Origin of the sequence: Aeromonas sp. s2, assembly GCF_040907935.1 — a bacterium.
Lineage (GTDB): Bacteria > Pseudomonadota > Gammaproteobacteria > Enterobacterales > Aeromonadaceae > Aeromonas > Aeromonas dhakensis.
This window is the reverse complement of record NZ_JBFOCR010000020.1, coordinates 257,313-277,677: the sequence shown is the minus strand read 5'-3', so window position 1 is coordinate 277,677 and position 20,365 is coordinate 257,313. Positions and strand designations below refer to the sequence as shown.

Here is a 20,365-nt window from a genome sequence, read left to right as displayed (position 1 = left end):
GAGAGATGAGTCTGGAGAAAATGGGGCAGGCGGCCCGTGAAGCCGCCTATCAGCTGGCCACCGTCAGCACGGCGCAGAAGAACCTGGCGCTGGCCGCCATCGCCGACGAGCTGGAGGCGCGCAGCCACCAGATCCTGGCCGCCAACGAGAAAGACATCGCCGCCGGGCGCGAGGCGGGCCTCTCCGAGGCCATGCTGGATCGGCTATTGCTCAACCCGTCCCGACTGGCCGGTATCGTGGCGGACGTGCGCAAGGTGATCACCCTGGATGATCCGGTCGGGGCCGAAATCGACAGTCGGGTGCTGGAGAACGGCCTGCGTCTCTCCCGCCGCCGGGTGCCCATCGGGGTCATCGGCGTCATCTACGAGGCGCGCCCCAACGTTACCATCGACATCGCCAGCCTCTGCCTCAAGACCGGCAACGCCAGCATACTGCGCGGCGGCCGCGAGACCTTCCACTCCAACCTGGAGCTGGTGCGGGTGATCCAGCGCGCGCTGGCGGCCTCCGGTCTGCCCGAGGCGGCGGTGCAATATATCGACAACCCGGACCGGGCCCTGGTGGGTGAGCTGCTGCGCCTCGACCGCTACGTGGACATGATTATCCCCCGCGGCGGCGCGGGTCTTCACAAGATGTGCAAGGAGAACAGCTCCATTCCGGTGATCATCGGCGGATTTGGGATCAGCCACATCTTCGTCGACGAGAGCGCCGATTTGGCCCGGGCCTTGCCCCTCATCGACAACGCCAAGGTGCAGCGCCCCTCCGCCTGCAACGCCCTCGACACCCTGCTGGTGCACGAGAAGGTGGCGCCGGCCCTGTTGCCGCAACTGGTTGGCTTAATGAACGAGCGCAAGGTGGCCCTGGTGGCCAGGCCGGAGGCCATGCCGCTGCTGGCGGGCGCCGACAGCCTGCGTGCCGCCGGCCCGGAAGACTTCGATACCGAGTGGCTCTCGCTGACCCTGGGGATCAAGCTGGTGGCGGACGTGAACGAGGCGCTGGCCCATATGCGCGAGCACAATGCCGGTCACTCCGATGCCATCCTCACCAACGATCTGGCCAATGCCGAGCGTTTCGTCAACGGCGCCGGTTCGGCGGCGGTCTACGTCAACGCCTCCACCCGTTTCACCGATGGCGGCCAGTTTGGTCTCGGCGCCGAGGTGGCGGTATCGACCCAGATGCTGCACGCTCGTGGCCCCATGGGGCTGACCGAGCTCACCAGCTACAAATGGGTAGGATTGGCGGATTATCTGAGCCGCGCCTGAGCCCCTTTTTGCCCTGTGTGAAAATGCCGACCCTGGTCGGCATTTTTTTGCTTTTTTCTTGCGGGCTATCAGGGGCTTGCATATAACTATCCAGCAGGGTGTGGCGATATTTTGCACACTTTGCTAGCAACAAAAACGGGAGCAGATTCAAGGATGAAGCAGACAGATTGGATAAAGCGCTGGGGAGCGCTGTGGCTGAGCATGCCACTGTTGCTGGGGGCGCTCTGTTTCAGCAGCAGCAGCCACGCCAGCTGGGATCAGGATCTCTATCGCCAGCTGGGGCTGGCCGGCAAGCTCGACAAACAGGTGTTTCGCAAGGCCCTCAACAGTTACCAGAGCGTGCGCCACAAGCGCAAACCCATTCTCACCATCATCGACTACAGCAAACCCTCAACCCAGCGCCGCTTGTTCGTCATCGACGTGAAACGCCACAAGCTGCTCTATCACACCTGGGTCAGCCATGGCCGCAATTCGGGTGAGCGGGACGCTCGCCAGTTTTCCAACCAGTTCAACTCCATGAAGAGTTCGCTCGGGGTCTATCGCACCGCCGAAACCTATCAGGGCAAGCACGGCTATTCGCTGCGCCTCGACGGCCTGAGCCCGGGCCAGAACAGCAACGCCCGCAAGCGGGCCATCGTCGTGCACGGCGCTGACTATGCGAGTCCCCGTCATCTGCTCAAATATGACAAGCTGGGGCGCAGCTGGGGTTGCCCGGCACTGCCCAAGGAGCAGTCCAGGGCCATCATCGACATCATCAAGGGGGGCAGCGTCATCTACGCCCACGGCTGAGGCCTGCCTTAGAGCCAAAAAAGAAGGCCAGCATATGCTGGCCTTCTTGTTTCGGGTGATGGATTACTTGCGCACCACCAGCACGGGGCAGGGGGCGTGACGGACCACGGATTCGGCGACGCTGCCCACCAGCAGGTGGCTGATGCCGGAGCGGCCGTGGCTGCCCATCACCACCAGATCGGCCTTCTCTTCTTTGGCCTGCACGACGATCTCGTCGGCGGCGCGGCCGAAGCGTACCTCGAAGGTGGCCGGAATGGGCAGGCTGGCGATCAGCTCCTTCATCTGGCTCTTGGCCTGACGCTCCATCTCGTGGGTGATCTCAATGGCGGTCATGTGCAGGATCTTGTAGCTGTCGAAGCCGTGCAGCTGGTCCACCACGTGAACCAGTTTGAGTTCGGCCTGATGGCTCTGGGCCATGAATACGGCATAGTCGAGCACGGCTTGCGACATCTGGGAAAAATCGACCGGGCAGAGCAGGGTTTTGATGGATGGCATATGAAGGCTCCCCTATGGTTGGGTTACTAATGAATCTCATTGTCAATAATACCCATTCGGTCGGCAATAACCCTCGACTCGCTCGCAAAACCGGTAAAAAGTGGTGCTTTGCCGACGGATCTTCATATCATGGGATATGGCCTGTGCACCCTTGCCAGATAGGCCGGCTCGATGGGTGACAGCATTCGCCTCCGGAGAAATAGTCAAGACATGGTTCGTTTGCTGCTTTCATGGGTATTGCTGCTGCTCTGCTGGCCCGGTCGGGCCGATCCCCTCAATGTCTATTGCGATGACTGGCCGGGTTTTTGCCAGCGGGATGGGCGTGGCATCTATCTGGACATAGTGCGTGCCATCTACCAGCCCAACGGCTACGAGGTCATCCCCCGCATCGTGCCCTACAAGCGGGCGCTGGCGGTGATCGCCCAGCAGGGGGGCGACATGGCGATGGGGGTTTACCGGGATGAGGTGAGCGGCGTGCTGCAGCCCCGTTATCCCGCCTCGGCCGATGACCTGACGGTGCTGATGCTCAATAAGTGGCAGCCCCAGTGGCTGGGCGAGTCGAGCCTCAAGGGGCAGGGGGTGGTGTGGCTGCGAGGCTGGGCCTTTGACAAGTACATCCCGGTCTCCATGCGCTGGCACGAGATAGACAGCCACGACATGGCGCTGCAACTGCTGGCCAAGGAGCGCTACCGTTACTATCTGACTGCCGGGGTGCTCTACTCGGAGGACTCCATTCCTGCCAACATGCATCGCACCTTTCTGCGCTGGATCCCGACCTACCCCATCTTTGCCGACACCGAGAAAGGGCGCACCCTGCAGCAGCTCTGGGATCAGGGCATGGTCAACCTGGTCCGGAACGGCACCCTGGCCGAAATCTACCGACGCTATCGGTTGCACGACTACTACCGCGGTTTTATCGAAGAGCAGGAGCGGCGGCTAAAGCCTGGCAACTGAGGCGCCCTGCGTCGGGGGAGGGCTGGTTACCTGTTCAGGAACTTTTCTGTCAGCTTGCCGAGTTGCCGCGCAGCTGCTTGGCCAGCCGATCGTAGAGGATCACATTGACCGAGGCGGCTAGATTGATGCAGCCCTTGGGTATGGCCACGCAGATCACCTCCTGTTGCTCGTCTTTATCATCAGCGCCTCAACTGCTTGGCCAGCCGGTCGTAGAGGATCACGTTGACCGAGGCCGCCAGATTCATGCATCCCCGGGTCGGTACGTAGATCACCTCTTTCACCGCCTTGAAGCGGGCCGGCTCCAGGGTGCCGTCTTCGGGGCCGAAGATGTAGAAGGCGCGCTCGGGGTGGACGTAGTCCGGCAGCGAGGTCGCCCCCTCGATCAGATCCACCAGCACCGGTGTGCAGCCGTCCGGCACCATGGCCATCAGATCGTCGACCCCGAGCAGGGGGATCTGCTCCACCATCTGCTTGGTGTCGGTGACGAAACGGCGCGCCAGCTCGAAGCGGGTCCCCGTGTAGTAGACCTCATCCGCCCCATAGCAGCCAGCGGCCCGCATCACGGCCCCCACGTTCTCCGGTGACTTGGGGTTGACCAGCCCGATGCAGCAATAACCTGCATCGCCGTGCGGCGCGGACTCATCTCCTTGTGGTGGCAGGCATTCGTGGTCTGACTCTCTCATCTCGCTCTCCTCTGTGGCGGCCGCATTATAAGCCGTGCCCGCCGGCAAACGCAGAAAAAGTAACAGGTAGAGGCCGAGATTCGCTTGCTTCCCATCGTCGAGTTTTTGTGCGCAAGCCGACAATTTTTGCACGAAGCGATGGCGGGTAAACGTTTTTCGGAAATAATGGACAAACGTTTGTAACTGGATGTTTGTCTATGACGGAACGTGAGCAAGAGATCCTCGCCCTGCTGCGCCAGGATCCCATGATTGCCCAGCAGGAGCTGGCGGACAGGCTCGGCATCAGCCGCTCGGCGCTGGCGAGCCACATCTCCAGCCTGATGCGTCAGGGCTATGTGCAGGGGCGCGGCTATGTGCTGCGGGAGGGCCCCTACGCCGTGGTGATCGGCGGTGCCAACATGGATATCTGCGGCTGCAGCCACGACAACCTGCGCATTGGCGACTCCAACCCGGGCCGGGTGCGCACCTCCGCCGGCGGGGTGGGGCGCAACATCGCCGAGAACCTGGCGAGGCTCGGTACCGACACCCGGCTGCTGACCGCGGTGGGCAACGATCAGTACGGCCACCACCTGCTGGAGGTGAGCCAGCGCGCCGGCGTCGACGTGCGCCAGGTGCTGGTGCTGGACGGTCAGGCCACCTCCTGTTACCTCAGTCTGCACGATGGCAGCGGCGAAATGAGCTGCGCCGTCAACGACATGGGGATCATCGACCAGCTCACGCCGGCCCGGCTCGCCCCCCTGAGCGGATTTCTTGGGGCGGCCCGGCTCTGGTTGCTCGACACCAACCTCGCCACCCACACCCTCGACTGGTTGTTCGAGCGTCAGGGGGAGCACACCATCTTCGTCGACACCGTCTCGGTGGCCAAGGTGGAGAAGATCCGCCCCTGGCTGCACCGCATCCACACCCTCAAACCGAATCGCAGCGAGGCGGAGCAGCTGTGCGGCTTGCGCATCGCCGGGCCCGACACCTGGCCCATGGCGGCGGCCTGGTTCCACCGCGCCGGGGTGCAGCGGCTGTTCCTGAGCCTCGGCGATCAGGGGATCTTTTATAGCGACGGGGAGTGCCAGGGCCATCTGTCCGTACTCGGCAGCCCGGTCGTCAACGTGACCGGCGGCGGCGATGCCTTCATGGCAGGGCTGGCCCACGCCTGGTTGCAGGAGCAAGGCATCGTCGAGACCACCCGTTTCGCCCTCGGCTGCGCCGCGCTCACCGTCAATTGTTCCGATACCGTCTTTTCCGGCCTATCCAAGGCCGCCGTTGAACGCATGCTGGAGGAGTACCCATGTTGAACGCTTACCTCGATATCCAACCGGTCGTCGCTGAAGCCCTTGCTGCCGGCAAGCCGGTGGTGGCTCTGGAGTCCACCATCATCTCCCACGGCATGCCCTATCCGCAGAACGTGGAGACGGCGCGCCAGGTGGAGCAGGTGGTGCGCGACAACGGCGCCGTGCCGGCCACCATCGCCATCATCGATGGCCGCCTCAAGGTGGGTCTGGATGAGGGGGCGCTGGAGGCGCTGGGCCGGGCCGGTCATGCCGCCACCAAGTGCAGCCGCCGCGACATCCCCTTCGTGCTGGCCAACAAGGGGCTGGGGGCCACCACGGTGGCTTCTACCATGATCATCGCCGCCATGGCCGGGATCCGGGTGTTCGCCACCGGCGGTATTGGCGGCGTGCACCGCGGCGCCCAGGAGACCTTCGACATCTCGGCCGACCTGCAGGAGTTCGCCCAGACCCCGGTGGCCGTGGTCTGCGCCGGCGCCAAGTCGATCCTCGACATCGGTCTGACCCTGGAGTACCTCGAGACCCAGGGCGTGCCGGTGATCGGCTACCAGACCGAGGAGCTGCCCGCCTTCTACACCCGCGAGAGCGGCTTCAAGGTGGATTACCGCCTCGAGAGCCCGACGGCCATCGCCGAGGCGCTGCGCCTCAAGTGGGAGCTGGGGCTGGCCGGCGGCGCCGTGGTGGCCAACCCCATCCCGGCCCAGTTTGCCATGCCCAAGGCCGACATCGACGCAGCCATTGCCCAGGCACTGCGGGAGGCGGATGAGCAAGGGGTCAAGGGCAAGGCGTCCACCCCCTTCCTGCTGGCCCGGGTGTGCGAACTGACCGGCGGCAACTCGCTGGCGGCCAATATCCAGCTGGTGCTGAACAACGCCGCGTTGGGGGCCCGCATCGCCGCCAGTCTGTAATCAGTTGCTGCAAACGAAAAAGAGGGCCTCTTGGCCCTCTTTTTTCATTTTGGCTCTGTGAGTTGCCGGGTGCGTTATTGCAGCACCAGCCGACCGTGCAGCGGTTGCACGGGGCGGTTGTTGGGGTGGTGCATCACCGCCTTGAAGGCATCGATCTGGGCCTGGCTTACCTGCACCGGCTCCTTCATCACCAGCCAGCGCACCCCTTCCGAGCAGGGCGGGGTGGTCAGCGAGCCGCTGAAGCGGTAGTAGTCGCGTTTGGCGGGCAGCAATGGCTCTGCCGAGACCGGCTCCTTGAGCGCGTGCTGCTCCCCCGCCTTGGCTGGCAAGGATTGCCAGACCTGGCTCAGGGCCCCATTGGCCTTGCCCGGCTCGAACATCACCGCCACCACCGCCAGCTCCCCCTGGTCATTGGCATGGACCAGGTGACCCTCCAGCGGATAGGACTTGCCTTCGATGAGGTTTTCGCTGGGGGCGTGGAAGTGGAACTGCTTGAGGGTGAAGTGCATGCCGTCGAGCTCCAGCGTGCTGCCCGGGGCATAGTCGACCTGCACCGTGTGGCCGTTGTTGGTGACGCTGTGCCCGTCCGCCAGGTAGTGGAACTGCAGCGGGGCCAGCTCGGCCTTGACCAGACCAGAGAGGTTGACCGGCGACTGGTTGCGGCCCGCGCACTGGCCAAATTCCGGGGTCAGGCTGGCCCATTTTGCCGGGCCGGCCTCGCCGCTGTATTCCCAGTGCGGGGTGGCGGCAAAGGCGGCGGGGCAGAGCAACAGGGTGGCGGCCAACAGGGACTCTTTCATCATGCATCCTTATCTTGATTGAAAAGCACGGCCATCCGTTTCCTGCATTGATGAGGAAATAACGGAAGGCATCATCTGAATTGCGGGATACAGAAGGTCAGACGCTATTGTTATTATTGGCTGGGTGAGCGCCGATGATATTTATGATGTATTTAATATGAATCTAAATAATGGGCGGTCACGCCTGCATATTGAATAATCGCTTTATTCAATGACAGCAATCTAATTAATTGGCTGTCATCGCGGATGAATTTGTTCATAATTCACTCATCAGAATTCAGCTCTTTTTTGCCGCGCAAGTCCCCGCCATTATTCCGTCCGTAATAAACTAATTCATTGTTTTAAATGTGGTTTTTGTTGGTCTCATTTGATCTTGAACAAATAATACACAGGCTTTCCCGGGCAGGCTGAGGCTGCTGTTATGCACAGCCACAAGGGAGAGAGAAACAATGAATAAATATTGTCTGTTGCTGGCGCTGGGCCTGCCAGGGATGGGGTGGGCGAACGAGCCTATCCAGGCAGTGGAAGCAGCCAAGGTGAGTGCACCGGAAAAAGTCGAGTTGGGCAAGATGCTGTTTTTCGAGCCGCGGCTCTCGAAATCCAACGCCATCTCCTGCAACTCCTGCCACAACCTGGCGACCGGCGGAGTGGACAACCAGGTCAGTTCCCTCGGCCACAAGTGGAAGGAGGGGCCGATCAACTCGCCCACCGTGCTCAACTCCAGCCTCAACTTCGTGCAGTTCTGGGATGGGCGCGCCAAGGATCTGCAGGCGCAGGCGGCAGGCCCCATCGAGAACCCGCTGGAGATGGCCTTCAGCCACAAGCTGGCGGTGGAGACCCTGCACACCCTGCCCGAGTACCGGGCCCGCTTCAGCGCCGTGTACGGCAAGGGGGACTTCGGCATCGACGAGGTGACCGATGCCATCGCCGCCTTCGAGGAGACCCTGGTCACTCCCAACGCGCCGTTTGATCGCTGGCTGAAGGGGGATGCCAAGGCGCTGACTGCGCAGCAGCTGAAGGGCTATCAGCTGTTCAAGGAGAAGGGCTGCACCGCCTGCCACAACGGGGTGGCCATCGGCGGCAACTCCTACCAGAAGATGGGGCTGGTCAAGCCGTTCAAGACCGACAACCCGGCCCAGGGACGCGGTGGAGTGACCGGCGAGAAGCAGTTCATCGGCTGGTTCAAGGTGCCGACCCTGCGCAACATCGAGCTGACCTACCCCTACTTCCACGACGGTTCCGTGTGGGATCTGAAGGAGGCGGTGCAGATCATGGCGGACATCCAGCTCGGCCAGACCCTGAGCGAGCAGGAGGCGGACGACATGACCGCCTACCTCAAGAGCCTGACCGGCGAGCAGCCGCAGATCGTGTTGCCGATCCTGCCCCCCTCCCAACCCGATACCCCCAGGCCTCAGGTCAAGAGCTGAGCGGGCGTGATGATTGCAGCGGAGCCGCCGGCTCCGCTTTTTTGTTCCTATCTATCTGATAAGCCTCTCGAAGTTACTGCACTACACAATGACAAAGGGATGACAATCCCCCAGCTGGCGACGGCGATTTTATCGATTTGCAGCCCTCTTCACATTTCCGACACGCTCACAATTCGTTCGATTGCCTTACTCATCCGACCTGGTGTCAAATCACTCCGCCTAACACAAGGAGTGGCATAATAATGAATAATATCAATAAATTAGTTCTGGCTATCGGATTCACTCTCACCACCTTCCCGAGCCTGGCGGCGGGCTTCCAATGCAAGGATCACGTCAAGCTCGGGGTACCCAGCCAATCCAGTCAACTGCTGTGCCGGGACGGCTATGCCGCCGGTTACAACTACGACACCAAGGTCTCCGACTGGGTCTCTTATCGGATGACGGCCGCCAGCGCCCAGGGTCAGGTGCCACGCAAGGATGCCTTTGCCGAGGACAAGGAGGTGCCGGTGCAGTTCCGCGCCACCCTGGCCGACTACAAGGGCTCCGGCTATGACCGCGGCCACCAGGCGCCCGCGGCGGACATGCGCTCCACCGCCACCACCATGAAGCAGAGCTTCCTGCTGACCAACATGACCCCGCAGCTACCGGCGCTCAACCAGGGGGCCTGGCGCATCCTGGAGGAGAAGACCCGGCAGTGGGCCATCGCCTATCAGGATGTCTATGTGATCACCGGCCCCATCTTCACCAACTCCGATGCTTCCATCGGCAACGGTGTGACCGTGCCCCACGCCTACTACCGGGTGGTGATGGATGTGGCCAACCAGGAGGCGATCGCCTTCATCCTGCCGCAGGAGAACGTGTCGGCCAGCCGGCTGGCGGATTACATAGTGACGGTGGATGAGGTGGAGCAGCAGACCGGGCTCGATTTCTTCGCCGAGCTGCCGGATGAGCAGGAAGAGGCCATGGAGTCCCAGCTGATGACCATGTGGAGCAACTGAGTTCACCCATGACGCTGATGAAAACAGGGGCCTGTCGGCCCCTGTTTCTATTTGCTCAGCTCATCACCGACCTTCTTGACGGTGTCCCGGGTGCCGTGACCTATCTCGCGGGTCACGTCCCGGGTGGTGTGGCCAATCTCGCGGGTCACGTTGCGGGTGGTGTGCCCCACGGTTCTGCCCGCCTCCTTGATGTCGGCGCAGCCGCCGAGCAGGTTGCCCAGAACCAGGCCGAGGGCCATCAGGGCCATGCAGTCACGCCTCATGCCGTGCTCCTTCTCGTTTCATCATCGTTATGCCGATGGCGGCATTATGGCCTCGTGTGCAACGGGCGGGCAACCAGCAGGGTGTGGCCCGGGCCTGGGATCTCGTGCTCGGCTTCCACGTGGAAGTGGGCCTCGCGCAGGCACTGGTACAGCTCCTTGGAGTGGTAGAAGCGGCTGTTGCCGTTGGCCAGACAGGTGAAGTAGAGGGAGGTGGCGTTGAGACTGAAACTGGCGGCTTCGAAGGATTGGCGGTCCCAGAACAGCTCCAGGATGCAGACCCGGGCGCCCGGCTTCATGGCCAGCCGGATCCGGTTCAGGATGGCGACGATCTGCTCGTGACTGAAGCAGTCGAGGAACTGGCTCATCCACCAGATGTCCGCCTCGCCGGGCAGGGTGCCTGGCTGCAGCAGATCCACCGGGTGACCCTGCACCCGCGTCGCCAGCCCCGCCTCCTCGATGTTGCGGCGAGCCAGTGCCAGCTGCTCGGGCAAGTCCAGGATGGTGACTCGCAGCGCCGGATCCCGCTTGGCGCAGGCGATGGCCCACTTGCCGGTGTTGCCACCCAGGTCGTAGAGGTGGCGCGGCTCGTAGCCGAACACCTTGTCCTGGGCCTGCTGGAAGGCCCAGTCGGAGTAGAAGTGATCGAACGCGAACCAGCTGCGGCGGGCCGGCTCGGGCAGCTCGCTCAGGTGCGGATAGAGGGTCTGCCAGGGGCCGAACTCCTGCAGGCCGGCCGGCGTGCCGTTGCGGATGGCGTCGAGCAGGTGGGCGAGGGGCTGGTAGCAGACGTGCTGGGTGAAGTCGAGATTGACCCGGCTCATGGTGTCGTTCAGCAGGTACTTGCCGACCCGCCCCAGCACATAGTGCTCCTCGGCCAGGTAGCAGAGTCCGCCGCCGAGCCCCATGTCCAGCAGCACGCCGGCGCCGTATTCACTCAGCTCGCATGCCTGGGCGATGTCGGCCAGTGGTGCCCCCCGCTGGCCACGGGTCTCGAGATAGGCCAGCACCCCGGTTTCGCGCAGGCACCAGCTGGCCTGAAACAGCATGGGCCCGAAGGCGATTTTCTGGGCCTCGCTGATGGCTTCCAGCGCGTTGTAGGGGTCTGTCTGATAGTGATTCACGGGGGGCTCCTGCCGGATCAGCGGCTCTGCGCGCGGGCGAGTTCCAGCTGAATGGCCTGGTTCAGACCCAGTACCCAGCGGTTATAACTGCGGTGGATGCTGCCCTTGCCCTTGTCGTCCAGATTGACGCTGCTCACATAATTGATGGAATAATCGCGAGCGCTGTAGGGAATATTGATCACCGCCTGATGCTGACGCACATTGACCTGGCCCCGAATCAGTCCCGGCTGCTCCTGACGCATTACCCAGCTCTTGCTGATACCTGCCGTAATAATGGCGTTGGCGACCTGCTCCTCGGTGAGGTTGGATGGCACCGGATTGGCCGCCATATTGCGGATGGGTTGGCTGGTGGAGCAGGCGGCCAGCAGGGCACAGGCCAGCAGCAGGGATATTTTATTAATAATCTTCATAATATTTTCCTTGAGAAGGATATTCATCAATTGAGCGTGGCAATGAGACAACACAAATTGTTTATTTTCAATCACCAAGGCGGTGGATAATCCGGGCTGGCTATTATTTCTGATGAATAATGGTATTATCCGCCCGGTATTCACCTGATGACGTCATTCAATACCATGGCGCAGGCACTGCCCGTCGGGTGAGTGCCTTTTATGCTCTTCGCTCCCACCACGGTTTTAAGGACAGGTCGCCTGCAACATGCTCTCTTTCTCGCTGCTGGATAGTCAGGCGCTGTCACCCGGTCTGGCCGATGAGGCCGCCTGGCAGGCGTGGGCGCAGCAGGGGCGCTGGCCCGTCGACCCGCCGTTTCCCGCCACTCCCTTGCTGCCCATGATGATGGCGCGCCGCCTGAGCCAGGGCTCACGGCTGGCGGTGCAGGTGGGGCTGAGCCTGCTGGCCCGCCACCAGGTAGACAGTGCCATCTTCGTCAGCCGCCACGGTGAGCTGGCCCGCTCCATGACGCTGCTGCAGGCGCTGGCGGACGGGCAGGCGCTCTCCCCCACCGATTTCTCCATGTCGGTGCACAACACCGCCGCCGGGCTCTGCTCCATCCAGGGCAAGGCCGCCATTCCCATGAGCTCGCTGGCTGGGGGGGAGAACAGCTTGATGGCAGGCCTCATCGAAGCGGTCTGCGCCCTGCAGGCCGGCGCCCGCAAGGTGCTGCTGGTGGCCTTCGAGGGGCCTGTGCCCGAATTTCATCGCCCCTGGCTGGCGGAAGAGGCGCCGCCCCACGCGCTGGGGCTGGTGCTGGAGGCCGGTGAGCAGTGGCGCTGTGAGGGGGTTAGCCCCGTGGTTGAATCCACCCGTTCGCTGCCCCAGAGCCTCGCCATGTGGCGCGCCCTGCTGCTAGGCGAGCCGACCCTGCTCCTCGGCGATGACCGTCAGGCGTGGAGATGGCAGCGTTGCTGAACCGGGCCTGGCGGTTGATCGGCACGGCGCTTGGCTTCACCCTGTTCGGGGTGGGCGGCCTGCTGCTCACCCTGTTCTGGTTCCCCTTGCTGGCGCTCTGTCTGCGCGGGGAGCGGCGGCGCACCCTGGCCCAGCTCACCATCCGCCACAGTTTCCGGCTGTTTCTCGCCATGCTGCGCGGCTGGGGGGTGCTCGACTATCGCGTCAGCGGCATGCCCGCCGATTTGCGTGGCGCCCTGGTGGTGGCCAATCACCCCAGCCTGCTCGACTATGTCATGCTGGCGGCCGAGATGCCGGTGTGCGACTGCATCGTCAAGCAGTCACTCTGGCGCAACCCCTTCATCGGCGGCGTGGTGCGGGCGGCCGACTACCTGCCCAACGTGGCGGGGGAGGATCTGCTGGCCCTGTGCATGGCGCGGATCCGGGCCGGCGGCCTGCTGCTGATCTTCCCGGAAGGGACCCGCACCACGCCGGGCGAACCCATCAAGCTGCAGCGCGGCGCGGCCCAGCTGGCGGTGCGCAGCCAGGTACCGCTGCAACTGGTGCGGATCCACTGCAGCACCCGATTTCTCACCAAGCAGGACAAATGGTTCAAGATCCCGGAAAATAAGCCGACTTTCACCATAGAATTCCTGCAGCAAGTGGCGGCGGACGAGGTGGTCGCCGCCGGCCAGAGCAGTGCGCTGGCCGCTCGCCAGTTGACCCGGTTTCTCACCCGGGCCCTGCAACCCGGGCCCCAATGACAGCATATGGAACAGTTATGCAAGACCTGCATCTAGAGATAAAACAACTCATCATCGACAGCCTCAACCTCGAGGGGCTCACCCCTGACGACATCGACAGCCAGGCACCGCTGTTTGGGGATGGCCTGGGGCTGGACTCCATCGATGCGCTGGAGCTGGGCCTTGCCATCAAGGGCCGCTACGGCATCGTCCTCTCCGCCGAGGATGAGAACACCCGTCGCCACTTTGCCTCCGTTGCGGCCCTGGTGGCCCTGGTGCAGGCCCAGTCGAAAGGGGAGGCCTGAGCCATGACCCGCGACGACATCTTTGCCCAGATTAAGGCTGCCCTCGTCGAGCTGTTCGAAGTCGACGAAGAGGCCGTCACCCCCGAGGCCCGCCTCTATCAGGATCTCGAGCTCGACAGCATAGACGCCATCGATCTGGTGGTGCACCTGCAGAAGCTGACCGGCAAGAAGATCAAGCCGGAGGAGTTCAAGTCGGTGCGCAGCGTCAACGACGTGGTGGATGCGGTCGAGCGTCTGCTGGCCGACGCCTGATGCCGGTGTCAGCCCTGCCATGATGCGCTGGCTCTCCTGGCTGGCCGGTGGTGCCCTGCTGCTCTACCCGCTGGCAGTTTACTGGGGGCTGACCCACGCCGGTCAGACCCCGCTGCTGCTCGGCCTGCTGCTCATCTTCTCGCTGCGACTCTTGCCCGGCCTGCTGAAGGGGCGAGTCCGGCTCGGCCCGCTGCCGGAGTGGCTCTGGCTGGGGCGCCTGCTGGCCTGCATCGGGCTGGGGCTGACCCTGCTCTGCGCTCTGTTCAGCGCCCGGCACTGGCTGCTTTACTACCCGCTGGCGGTGAGCCTCTGCCTGCTCTGCCTGTTTGGCTGGAGCCTGACCCGCCCCATGAGCCTGGTGGAGCGGCTGGCCCGCTTGCAGGATCCCGCTTTGCCGGCGGCGGCCATCGGCTATACCCGGCGGGTGACCCAGGTCTGGTGCGGCTTCTTCGTCATCAACGGCGCCCTGGCGGCCTTCACCATCTGGCACGGGGATCTGGCGCTCTGGAGCCTCTACAACGGCTTTGTCAGCTACGCCCTGATGGGCGGCCTGATGGGGGCTGAGTATCTGGTGCGTCGCCGCCTGCTCAAGAGGCTGACCCCATGAGCCTGCTGCAAACCCTCTGGCTGCGCGATGGTGCCCGGCCGGTGGCCTTCGGCCCGCAGGGGGAGGTGACCCTGGCCGAGCTGCGCCGCGCCAGCCTGCAACTGGCCAGTGCCATGGCCCGTCATGACGGCGCCGGCCAGCCAGGCGCGCGCTGGGCCCTCTGTTTCGACGACAGCCTGCTGTTCACGCAAGCGTTGCTCGCCTGCGCCCTCGGCGGCTATCAGGCGATCTTGCCGGGTCATCAGCGGCTGGCCGGCCTGCAGGAACTGCAGAGCCAGTTCGACGGCCTGCTCACCGACGCCGAGCTGCCGGGGGCGGCACTTGTCGTGCCTCAGCTCAGGCTGCCGCTGGTTGATGTGTACGAGGGGCTGGATGCCGCACACGGAGATCTTGCGCCTGTGCGCCTGGATATCACTCTGTTCAGCTCAGGCTCCACCGGCGAGCCCAAGGCGATCCCCAAGGCCTGGCCCCAGCTGGAGGCCGAGTTGCGGGTGCAGATGGCGCTGTGGGGCGAGCGACTGGCCGATAGCCGGGTGCTGGCCAGCGTCAGCCACCAGCACATCTACGGCCTGCTGTTTCGCATCCTGCTGCCGCTGGCCCTCGGTCGCCCGTTCGATCGCCGCCCCATCGACTACCCGGAGCAGCTGGCGGCGCAAGGCGCCCCCTGGTGTTTGATCGCGTCGCCGGCGTTTCTGAGCCGGCTCGATCCGGCCATGCACGCCACCGGCTGCCGGTTGATCGTCTCCTCCGGCGGCCCCCTGCAGCTGGAAGATGCCCGGCAAGCCCGGGCGCTGTTCGGCCAGCTGCCGGTAGAGATCTTCGGCAGCAGCGAGACCGGTGGCATTGGCTGGCGCCAGCGCCACCAGGAGCAGACCCCCTGGACGGCGCTGCCCGGGGTCGAGGTACGGGTCGGCCCGGAGCAGGGGCTGCTGCTGCGCTCCCCCTTTCTGGAAGAGGATGGCTGGCTGGCCTGCGCCGATCGCATCGCCCTGCGCGAGGAGGGTTTCGAGCTGCTGGGGCGTCAGGACAGGATCGTCAAGCTGGAGGAGAAGCGCATCTCCCTCGACGAGGTGGAGGCGCGCCTGCAGGCCCTGGCAGAGGTGGAATCGGCCGCCGTGCTGCCGCTGCAACAGGGTCAGCGCCAGATCCTCGGCGCCGTGCTGGTGCTAAGCGAATTGGGGGCCGCCCGCTGGGACGAACTCGGTCAGGGTCGTTTCCTGCTGGCCCTGCGCCAGCAGCTGCGCCCCTGGCTCGAGCCGGTCGCCCTGCCGCGCAGCGTGCGCCGGGTGGTGCAGATGCCCGTCAACGCCCAGGGCAAGCGCCCCTGGTCACAACTCAAGGAGCTGTTCGATGAGCCTGTCCGCTGACACGCTGCCAACCGAGCTGGGTTGCGAGGTGCTGGCCGATGGCGTGCGCCTGCGGCTGCGACTCGATCCCGCACTGCCCTGGTTTGCAGGGCACTTTCCCGGCGCGCCTCTGCTACCCGGGGTGACCCAGATCCACTGGGTGATGCACTACGCCGCCAGCCTGCTCAAGCTGACACTGCCGTTTCACGGGGTGGATCAGCTCAAGTTCCAGCGCCCGCTGCGCCCCGGGGCCGAGTGCAGCCTGAGCTTGCAGTGGCAGGCGGACAAGGGCCAGCTTCTCTTCAGCTATCTGCTCGACGACGAGCCGGCGAGCAGCGGACGGGTGCGGCTGACCCCATGAACCCTTGCCTTCTTATTCCCTGTTACAACCACGCCGGACCGCTGGCCGCCGTGCTGGCGCGGCTGGCCGAATTCGAGCTGCCCTGCCTGCTGGTCGACGATGGCAGCGAGCCCGTCGCCGCCGCCGCGCTGGATGCGCTGACCGCCCAGCACCCCTGGGTCAGCCTGCTGCGTCACTCCCACAACCAGGGCAAGGGGGGCGCCGTGATGACGGGGCTGCGCCGCGCCCATGAGCTGGGGTTCAGCCACGCCCTGCAGGTGGATGCCGACGGCCAGCACGATCTGACGGATCTGCCGGCCCTGCTGGCGGAGGCGCGCCAGCACCCGGCGGCGCTCGTCTCCGGTCGCCCTCTCTACGACGATTCCGTGCCCAAGGGGCGCCTCTACGGCCGCTACATCACCCATGTCTGGGTCTGGATCGAGACGCTGTCGTTCGCCATCAAGGACAGCATGTGCGGCTTTCGGGTCTATCCGCTGGCGTCCACCTGCGCCCTGCTGGAGCGGGTGGCCCTCGGCCGGCGGATGGATTTTGACACCGAGGTGATGGTGCGCCTCCATTGGGCCGGGGTGCCGATGCGCTTCGTGCCGACCCGGGTCATCTATCCCGTCGACGGCCGCTCCCACTTTCGGCTTTTTCGCGACAACCTCGACATCTCCTGGATGCACACCCGGCTGGTGTGCCGTCTGCTGTGGGATCTGCTGCTGCGCCTCTGCCGCTGGCCTGCCCGCTTGGGCGCCCAGCTGACCCGGCTGTGGCGCGAGCGGCGCACCCACTGGTCGCGCACCCCGGAGCGGGGCTCCCTGCTCGGGATGCAGATCATGCTGGCCAGCTACCGCCTGCTGGGGCGGCGCGGCTTCTCCCTGCTGCTCTATCCGGTCATCGGCTACTTCTGGCTGACTGGCCGTGCCCAGCGGGAGGCATCCCGGGCCTATCTGGCCCGGCTCGAGGCCTTCGCCAACGCACAAGGCGTTGCGCTGCCCATTGAGCCGAGATCGAGCTTTCGCCACTTCCTGCGTTTTGGCGAGGCGGCCCTCGACAAGCTGGCGGGCTGGCGCGGCGACATCACGGAGCAAGAGGTTGAGCTGGTGGGGGTTGAGCACTACCAGGCCGCCATCAACAGCGGCAAGGGAGTGTTGCTGCTGGGCTCCCACCTGGGCGATCTCGAGCTGTGCCGGGCCCTTGGCAGTCGCAAGCAGGGGCTGCGCATCAATGCGCTGGTGTTCACCCGCCACGCGGCCCGCTTCAACGCCTTGCTCAAGCAGATCAACCCGGATTCGCACCTCAACCTCATCCAGGTGCAGGAGCTGGGGGCCGATACCGCCATCCTGCTCAAGGAGAAGCTGGAGCAGGGAGAGTGGGTGGTGATCGTCGGCGATCGCACCTCGGTGACCCGGGAGAAGCGGGTGATTTGGGCCGATTTCCTCGGCGCTCCTGCGCCGTTTCCCCTCGGCCCCTTCGTGCTCAGCAGCGTGCTGGGCTGCCCCGTCTACCTGATGTTCGGCCTCAAGGAACAGGGGCGCTTTCGGGTGCATTTCGAGCCCTTTGCCGATGGCCAGCCCCTGCCGCGGCAGGGGCGCCAACAGATTCTCGCGTCCCGGGTACAGGCCTATGCCGATCGCCTGCAGCACCACTGCCTGCGCGCCCCGCTGGACTGGTTCAACTTTTTTGATTTCTGGCAGCTGACCGATGAACAAGAGTGAGATGAGCAGGGTTGTCTTCGGCGCGAAGCCGCTGACCATCGAAGACGTGGTGGCCCTGGCCGAACGCCGTGCCACCCCAGCATTGAACCCGGATCCCGCCTTCATGGCCCGCATCCAGCGGGGGGCAGACTTCCTCGACCGGCTGCTGGCCGAAGAGGGGGTCATCTACGGGGTGACCACCGGCTACGGCGATTCGGTGACCCGGCCGGTGCCAACCGAGCTGGTGCCCGAATTGCCGCTGCACCTGACCCGTTTTCACGGCTGCGGGCTGGGGGCGGATCTCGAGCTCGATGCCACGCGCGCCGTGCTGGCGACCCGGCTCTGCTCGCTGGCGCAGGGGGTCTCCGGGGTCAGCCCGGCCCTGCTCGAGCGGCTCTGCTGGCTGCTGGAGCAGGATCTGGTGCCGCGCATTCCCGAAGAGGGATCGGTGGGCGCCAGCGGCGATCTCACCCCGCTCTCCTACGTCGCCGCCGTGCTGGTGGGGGAGCGCGAGCTTCATCATGATGGTGTGCTGCGCCCCGCCGCCGAGGTCTATCGGGAGTTAGGGATCACTCCCCTGACCCTGCGCCCGAAAGAGGGGCTGGCGCTGATGAACGGCACCTCGGTGATGACGGCGCTGGCCTGCCTCGCCTACGCCCGCACCGACTACCTGATGCAACTGGCGACCCGGATCACCGCCCTGGTGAGCGTCGCCATGGGGGGCAACGCCTTCCACTTCGACGAGCGGCTGTTTGCCGCCAAGCCGCACCCCGGCATGCAGGGGGTCGCGGCCTGGTTGAGAGAGGATCTGGTGGCCGGCGAGCTGCCGCGCCACAGCGATAGGCTGCAGGACAGATACTCGTTGCGCTGCGCCCCCCACGTCATCGGGGTGGTGGCCGACAGCCTGCCCTGGTGGCGCCAGCTCATCGAAAACGAGCTCAACAGCGCCAACGACAACCCGCTGATCGATGGCGAAGAGGAGCACGTGATGCACGGCGGCCACTTCTACGGCGGTCACATCGCCATGGCCATGGACAGCATGAAGGCGGCCGTCGCCAACCTGGCCGACCTGCTGGATCGCCAGCTGGCCCAGCTGGTGGACAGCAAGTTCAACGGCGGCCTGCCGAGCAACCTCTCCGGCGCGCCACAGGGGCGGCAGATGATCAACCACGGCTTCAAGGCGGTGCAGATCGGCGTCTCGGCCTGGACTGCGGAGGCGCTCAAGCAGACCATGCCCGCCAGCGTCTTCTCCCGCTCCACCGAGTGCCACAACCAGGACAAGGTGAGCATGGGCACCATAGCGGCGCGGGATGCGCTGCGGGTGCTGACCCTGACCGAGCAGGTGGCGGCCGCCAGCCTGCTGGCGGCGGTGCAGGGGGTGGAGCTGCGCCTCGCCCGACCCACCCCCTTCACCCGCCCGCTCGGCACGGCGCTGGCCGCCATGGTCGCGCAGGTGCGGGCCGAGTTTGCTCCGCTGCTGGAAGACCGGGGGCTCGAGCCCGAGCTGAGGGCGCTGATCGCCCGCATTCGCCAGCGCCACTATCCCCTCTATCAGGACTCTTCACTATGAGCCGTATCCAGACTACGCCTGAACCCTGGCAGATCAGCACCGAGATAGAAGTGACCATCCCGTTCCACGACGTGGACTGGGTGGCTGTGTCGCGCTGGCGGGGGCACTACTTGTGAGAACAACCATGCAGCAAGAACCCTGGCAGATCAGTACTGAGATCGAGGTGACCATCCCGTTCCACGACGTGGATATGATGGCGGTCGCCTGGCACGGCCACTACTTTCGCTACATCGAGCTGGCCCGCTGTGCCCTGCTCGATCTCATCGATTACAACTATCCGCAGATGGAGGCCTCCGGCTACCTCTGGCCCATCATAGACACCCGGATGAAGTACCTGGCACCGCTGCGCTTCGGCCAGCGGGTGCGGGTGCGCGCCACCCTGACCGAGTACCAGAACCGCCTGAAGATCGACTACCTGCTGAGCGACGCCGTGAACGGCACCCGCACCAGCAAGGGTTACAGCATCCAGGTGGCGGTGAGCAAGGCGAGCGGCGAGATGTGTCTGGCCTCGCCCCAGGTGCTGCTGGACAAGCTGGGGGTGAGCCAGTGAGCCGACTGATGGGGCCGCTGCTGGCCGGTCTGATCCTGTTGCTGACATGGCCGCTGCAGGCGGTGCCCCTGAGCCGGGCCGAGGTGCAGCAGCTGCTCGCCCTGAGCCAAGCCAAGGAGGCCCACTTCGAGCAGGAGAAGCAGGTGGCGGGGCTGAGCCAGCCGCTCAAGGCCTCCGGCGAGCTGCTGCTGGTGCGCGATCTGGGGCTCTGGTGGCAGCAGCAGAAGCCCTTCCCGCTGACCCTTGTCCTGACGCCGACGCGCATGGTGCAGCAGATGGCGGGCCAGCCCGCCACCGTCATCGACAACCCCCAGCTGCTGGAGTTCAGCCAGATGCTGCTGGCGCTGTTCGGCTCGGACGAGGCGACCCTGAGCCGTTACTTCAGCATCGACTTTCACAGCACGGAGGATGGCTGGCAGCTGGTGCTGGTGCCGACCCTGGCGCCGCTCGACAAGGTGTTCGCCAGCCTCACCCTGAGCGGGCAGGGGCAGCTGGATCAGCTGCTTATCGCCGACAAGCAGGGTGACAGCACCCGCATCCGCTTCAGCGACTGGCGCGAGCGCCCCCTGCCATTGACCCCTGAGGAGCAGGCCCGCTTTGCTGTCCACTAGTATCCCGCTGCGCC

24 protein-coding genes and 2 pseudogenes are annotated in these 20,365 nt (G+C 64.6%); 19 read left to right on the top strand and 7 right to left on the bottom strand.

The features are described 5' to 3' along the window. Positions 1-2: 2 nt before the first annotated feature. Both AB5Y81_RS17040 and AB5Y81_RS17035 read left to right on the top strand, forming a co-directional pair. A pseudogene (locus tag AB5Y81_RS17040) lies at positions 3-1,259 on the top strand (glutamate-5-semialdehyde dehydrogenase); the annotation flags it as partial. Positions 1,260-1,412: 153 nt separating this feature from the next. Then, complete coding sequence (locus AB5Y81_RS17035; RefSeq protein ID WP_279485335.1) at positions 1,413-2,048, top strand: murein L,D-transpeptidase catalytic domain family protein; 636 nt, start codon at positions 1,413-1,415, stop codon at positions 2,046-2,048. Positions 2,049-2,111: 63 nt separating this feature from the next. Here AB5Y81_RS17035 and AB5Y81_RS17030 read toward each other — a convergent pair whose 3' ends face one another. Next, the gene (locus AB5Y81_RS17030) at positions 2,112-2,543 is read right to left on the bottom strand and encodes a universal stress protein (protein ID WP_005297901.1); all 432 of its coding nucleotides are present in this window, start codon (positions 2,541-2,543) and stop codon (positions 2,112-2,114) included. Positions 2,544-2,753: 210 nt separating this feature from the next. On the opposite strand from AB5Y81_RS17030, the gene AB5Y81_RS17025 reads away from it, so the two are divergent. Continuing rightward, the gene (locus AB5Y81_RS17025) at positions 2,754-3,497 is read left to right on the top strand and encodes a hypothetical protein (RefSeq protein WP_279485336.1); all 744 of its coding nucleotides are present in this window, start codon (positions 2,754-2,756) and stop codon (positions 3,495-3,497) included. Positions 3,498-3,546: 49 nt separating this feature from the next. Here the strand turns inward: AB5Y81_RS17025 and AB5Y81_RS17020 are convergent, their stop codons facing one another. Further along, positions 3,547-3,654, bottom strand: coding sequence for an RNA methyltransferase (locus AB5Y81_RS17020; RefSeq protein WP_017781467.1), 108 nt, complete (start codon positions 3,652-3,654; stop codon positions 3,547-3,549). Between the two features lie 22 nt (positions 3,655-3,676). Next, positions 3,677-4,180: an RNA methyltransferase gene (locus AB5Y81_RS17015; RefSeq protein ID WP_099358808.1), complete on the bottom strand. Its 504-nt coding sequence runs from the start codon at positions 4,178-4,180 to the stop codon at positions 3,677-3,679. Positions 4,181-4,377: 197 nt separating this feature from the next. Here AB5Y81_RS17015 and AB5Y81_RS17010 point away from each other — a divergent pair, with 197 nt between their 5' ends. Then, positions 4,378-5,469, top strand: coding sequence for a PfkB family carbohydrate kinase (locus AB5Y81_RS17010; RefSeq protein WP_279485337.1), 1,092 nt, complete (start codon positions 4,378-4,380; stop codon positions 5,467-5,469). Then, on the top strand, positions 5,463-6,371 hold the full coding sequence (locus AB5Y81_RS17005) for a pseudouridine-5'-phosphate glycosidase (protein ID WP_206866492.1): 909 nt from the start codon (positions 5,463-5,465) through the stop codon (positions 6,369-6,371). Before AB5Y81_RS17010 ends, AB5Y81_RS17005 begins: the two co-directional genes overlap by 7 nt. Before the next feature lie 74 nt (positions 6,372-6,445). Here AB5Y81_RS17005 and AB5Y81_RS17000 read toward each other — a convergent pair whose 3' ends face one another. Further along, positions 6,446-7,171, bottom strand: a complete 726-nt coding sequence (locus AB5Y81_RS17000; protein WP_279485338.1) for a carbonic anhydrase family protein — start codon at positions 7,169-7,171, stop codon at positions 6,446-6,448. A 449-nt stretch (positions 7,172-7,620) separates the two neighbouring features. On the opposite strand from AB5Y81_RS17000, the gene AB5Y81_RS16995 reads away from it, so the two are divergent. Further along, positions 7,621-8,598 (top strand): cytochrome-c peroxidase, encoded by a 978-nt coding sequence (locus AB5Y81_RS16995; RefSeq protein WP_017784149.1) that lies wholly within the window; start codon positions 7,621-7,623, stop codon positions 8,596-8,598. A 242-nt stretch (positions 8,599-8,840) separates the two neighbouring features. After that, positions 8,841-9,596, top strand: coding sequence for a DNA/RNA non-specific endonuclease (locus AB5Y81_RS16990; RefSeq protein ID WP_279485339.1), 756 nt, complete (start codon positions 8,841-8,843; stop codon positions 9,594-9,596). Positions 9,597-9,643: 47 nt separating this feature from the next. Here the strand turns inward: AB5Y81_RS16990 and AB5Y81_RS16985 are convergent, their stop codons facing one another. From AB5Y81_RS16985 to AB5Y81_RS16975, 3 genes are read right to left on the bottom strand one after another with little or no spacing between them, the layout of a single operon-like run. Beyond that, entirely contained in the window at positions 9,644-9,859 is a 216-nt protein-coding gene (locus tag AB5Y81_RS16985; RefSeq protein ID WP_017766370.1) for a hypothetical protein, read from the bottom strand. A 44-nt stretch (positions 9,860-9,903) separates the two neighbouring features. Then, entirely contained in the window at positions 9,904-10,980 is a 1,077-nt protein-coding gene (locus tag AB5Y81_RS16980; RefSeq protein ID WP_279485340.1) for a methyltransferase, read from the bottom strand. Positions 10,981-10,997: 17 nt separating this feature from the next. Next, complete coding sequence (locus tag AB5Y81_RS16975; protein WP_005297924.1) at positions 10,998-11,390, bottom strand: hypothetical protein; 393 nt, start codon at positions 11,388-11,390, stop codon at positions 10,998-11,000. A gap of 247 nt (positions 11,391-11,637) precedes the next feature. Between AB5Y81_RS16975 and AB5Y81_RS16970 the strand changes: the two genes are divergently transcribed. The 12 genes and pseudogenes from AB5Y81_RS16970 to AB5Y81_RS16915 all read left to right on the top strand — a co-directional run bounded on the left by AB5Y81_RS16970 (position 11,638) and on the right by AB5Y81_RS16915 (position 20,351). Next, complete coding sequence (locus AB5Y81_RS16970) at positions 11,638-12,348, top strand: beta-ketoacyl synthase chain length factor (protein WP_368146740.1); 711 nt, start codon at positions 11,638-11,640, stop codon at positions 12,346-12,348. Then, positions 12,333-13,091, top strand: a complete 759-nt coding sequence (locus AB5Y81_RS16965; RefSeq protein ID WP_024941451.1) for a lysophospholipid acyltransferase family protein — start codon at positions 12,333-12,335, stop codon at positions 13,089-13,091. Before AB5Y81_RS16970 ends, AB5Y81_RS16965 begins: the two co-directional genes overlap by 16 nt. Positions 13,092-13,108: 17 nt before the next feature. After that, positions 13,109-13,375, top strand: a complete 267-nt coding sequence (locus tag AB5Y81_RS16960) for a phosphopantetheine-binding protein (protein ID WP_005297932.1) — start codon at positions 13,109-13,111, stop codon at positions 13,373-13,375. 3 nt (positions 13,376-13,378) lie between these two features. Next, on the top strand, positions 13,379-13,627 hold the full coding sequence (locus AB5Y81_RS16955; protein WP_005297934.1) for an acyl carrier protein: 249 nt from the start codon (positions 13,379-13,381) through the stop codon (positions 13,625-13,627). A gap of 19 nt (positions 13,628-13,646) precedes the next feature. Beyond that, positions 13,647-14,234 carry a hypothetical protein gene (locus AB5Y81_RS16950; RefSeq protein WP_279485342.1) on the top strand — a complete coding sequence of 196 codons (588 nt, stop codon included), beginning with the start codon at positions 13,647-13,649 and terminating at the stop codon, positions 14,232-14,234. Next, positions 14,231-15,601 carry an AMP-binding protein gene (locus AB5Y81_RS16945; protein WP_279485343.1) on the top strand — a complete coding sequence of 457 codons (1,371 nt, stop codon included), beginning with the start codon at positions 14,231-14,233 and terminating at the stop codon, positions 15,599-15,601. Before AB5Y81_RS16950 ends, AB5Y81_RS16945 begins: the two co-directional genes overlap by 4 nt. Further along, positions 15,585-15,941, top strand: a complete 357-nt coding sequence (locus AB5Y81_RS16940) for a hydroxymyristoyl-ACP dehydratase (RefSeq protein ID WP_279485344.1) — start codon at positions 15,585-15,587, stop codon at positions 15,939-15,941. The genes AB5Y81_RS16945 and AB5Y81_RS16940 overlap by 17 nt, the downstream gene beginning before the upstream one ends. Then, the gene (locus tag AB5Y81_RS16935; RefSeq protein ID WP_279485345.1) at positions 15,938-17,641 is read left to right on the top strand and encodes a glycosyltransferase; all 1,704 of its coding nucleotides are present in this window, start codon (positions 15,938-15,940) and stop codon (positions 17,639-17,641) included. The genes AB5Y81_RS16940 and AB5Y81_RS16935 overlap by 4 nt, the downstream gene beginning before the upstream one ends. Continuing rightward, entirely contained in the window at positions 17,628-19,190 is a 1,563-nt protein-coding gene (gene hutH, locus AB5Y81_RS16930; protein ID WP_368146737.1) for a histidine ammonia-lyase, read from the top strand. The genes AB5Y81_RS16935 and hutH overlap by 14 nt, the downstream gene beginning before the upstream one ends. Continuing rightward, positions 19,187-19,300: pseudogene (locus tag AB5Y81_RS16925) on the top strand (acyl-CoA thioesterase); the annotation flags it as partial. The gene hutH and the pseudogene AB5Y81_RS16925, both read left to right, overlap by 4 nt. Positions 19,301-19,314: 14 nt before the next feature. Next, positions 19,315-19,740, top strand: a complete 426-nt coding sequence (locus tag AB5Y81_RS16920) for a thioesterase family protein (RefSeq protein ID WP_279485347.1) — start codon at positions 19,315-19,317, stop codon at positions 19,738-19,740. Then, the gene (locus AB5Y81_RS16915; protein ID WP_279485348.1) at positions 19,737-20,351 is read left to right on the top strand and encodes an outer membrane lipoprotein carrier protein LolA; all 615 of its coding nucleotides are present in this window, start codon (positions 19,737-19,739) and stop codon (positions 20,349-20,351) included. The genes AB5Y81_RS16920 and AB5Y81_RS16915 overlap by 4 nt, the downstream gene beginning before the upstream one ends. Positions 20,352-20,365 lie beyond the last annotated feature (14 nt).

What these genes read in the sequence shown, in the direction of transcription:
- AB5Y81_RS17035 (WP_279485335.1), top strand. Translation starts at nt 1,413, where the DNA reads ATGAAGCAGACAGATTGGATAAAGCGCTGGGGAGCGCTGTGGCTGAGC.
- AB5Y81_RS17030 (WP_005297901.1), bottom strand. Translation starts at nt 2,543, where the DNA reads ATGCCATCCATCAAAACCCTGCTCTGCCCGGTCGATTTTTCCCAGATG.
- AB5Y81_RS17025 (WP_279485336.1), top strand. Translation starts at nt 2,754, where the DNA reads ATGGTTCGTTTGCTGCTTTCATGGGTATTGCTGCTGCTCTGCTGGCCC.
- AB5Y81_RS17015 (WP_099358808.1), bottom strand. Translation starts at nt 4,180, where the DNA reads ATGAGAGAGTCAGACCACGAATGCCTGCCACCACAAGGAGATGAGTCC.
- AB5Y81_RS17010 (WP_279485337.1), top strand. Translation starts at nt 4,378, where the DNA reads ATGACGGAACGTGAGCAAGAGATCCTCGCCCTGCTGCGCCAGGATCCC.
- AB5Y81_RS17005 (WP_206866492.1), top strand. Translation starts at nt 5,463, where the DNA reads ATGTTGAACGCTTACCTCGATATCCAACCGGTCGTCGCTGAAGCCCTT.
- AB5Y81_RS17000 (WP_279485338.1), bottom strand. Translation starts at nt 7,171, where the DNA reads ATGAAAGAGTCCCTGTTGGCCGCCACCCTGTTGCTCTGCCCCGCCGCC.
- AB5Y81_RS16995 (WP_017784149.1), top strand. Translation starts at nt 7,621, where the DNA reads ATGAATAAATATTGTCTGTTGCTGGCGCTGGGCCTGCCAGGGATGGGG.
- AB5Y81_RS16990 (WP_279485339.1), top strand. Translation starts at nt 8,841, where the DNA reads ATGAATAATATCAATAAATTAGTTCTGGCTATCGGATTCACTCTCACC.
- AB5Y81_RS16985 (WP_017766370.1), bottom strand. Translation starts at nt 9,859, where the DNA reads ATGAGGCGTGACTGCATGGCCCTGATGGCCCTCGGCCTGGTTCTGGGC.
- AB5Y81_RS16975 (WP_005297924.1), bottom strand. Translation starts at nt 11,390, where the DNA reads ATGAAGATTATTAATAAAATATCCCTGCTGCTGGCCTGTGCCCTGCTG.
- AB5Y81_RS16970 (WP_368146740.1), top strand. Translation starts at nt 11,638, where the DNA reads ATGCTCTCTTTCTCGCTGCTGGATAGTCAGGCGCTGTCACCCGGTCTG.
- AB5Y81_RS16965 (WP_024941451.1), top strand. Translation starts at nt 12,333, where the DNA reads ATGGCAGCGTTGCTGAACCGGGCCTGGCGGTTGATCGGCACGGCGCTT.
- AB5Y81_RS16960 (WP_005297932.1), top strand. Translation starts at nt 13,109, where the DNA reads ATGCAAGACCTGCATCTAGAGATAAAACAACTCATCATCGACAGCCTC.
- AB5Y81_RS16955 (WP_005297934.1), top strand. Translation starts at nt 13,379, where the DNA reads ATGACCCGCGACGACATCTTTGCCCAGATTAAGGCTGCCCTCGTCGAG.
- AB5Y81_RS16950 (WP_279485342.1), top strand. Translation starts at nt 13,647, where the DNA reads ATGATGCGCTGGCTCTCCTGGCTGGCCGGTGGTGCCCTGCTGCTCTAC.
- AB5Y81_RS16945 (WP_279485343.1), top strand. Translation starts at nt 14,231, where the DNA reads ATGAGCCTGCTGCAAACCCTCTGGCTGCGCGATGGTGCCCGGCCGGTG.
- AB5Y81_RS16940 (WP_279485344.1), top strand. Translation starts at nt 15,585, where the DNA reads ATGAGCCTGTCCGCTGACACGCTGCCAACCGAGCTGGGTTGCGAGGTG.
- AB5Y81_RS16935 (WP_279485345.1), top strand. Translation starts at nt 15,938, where the DNA reads ATGAACCCTTGCCTTCTTATTCCCTGTTACAACCACGCCGGACCGCTG.
- hutH (WP_368146737.1), top strand. Translation starts at nt 17,628, where the DNA reads ATGAACAAGAGTGAGATGAGCAGGGTTGTCTTCGGCGCGAAGCCGCTG.
- AB5Y81_RS16920 (WP_279485347.1), top strand. Translation starts at nt 19,315, where the DNA reads ATGCAGCAAGAACCCTGGCAGATCAGTACTGAGATCGAGGTGACCATC.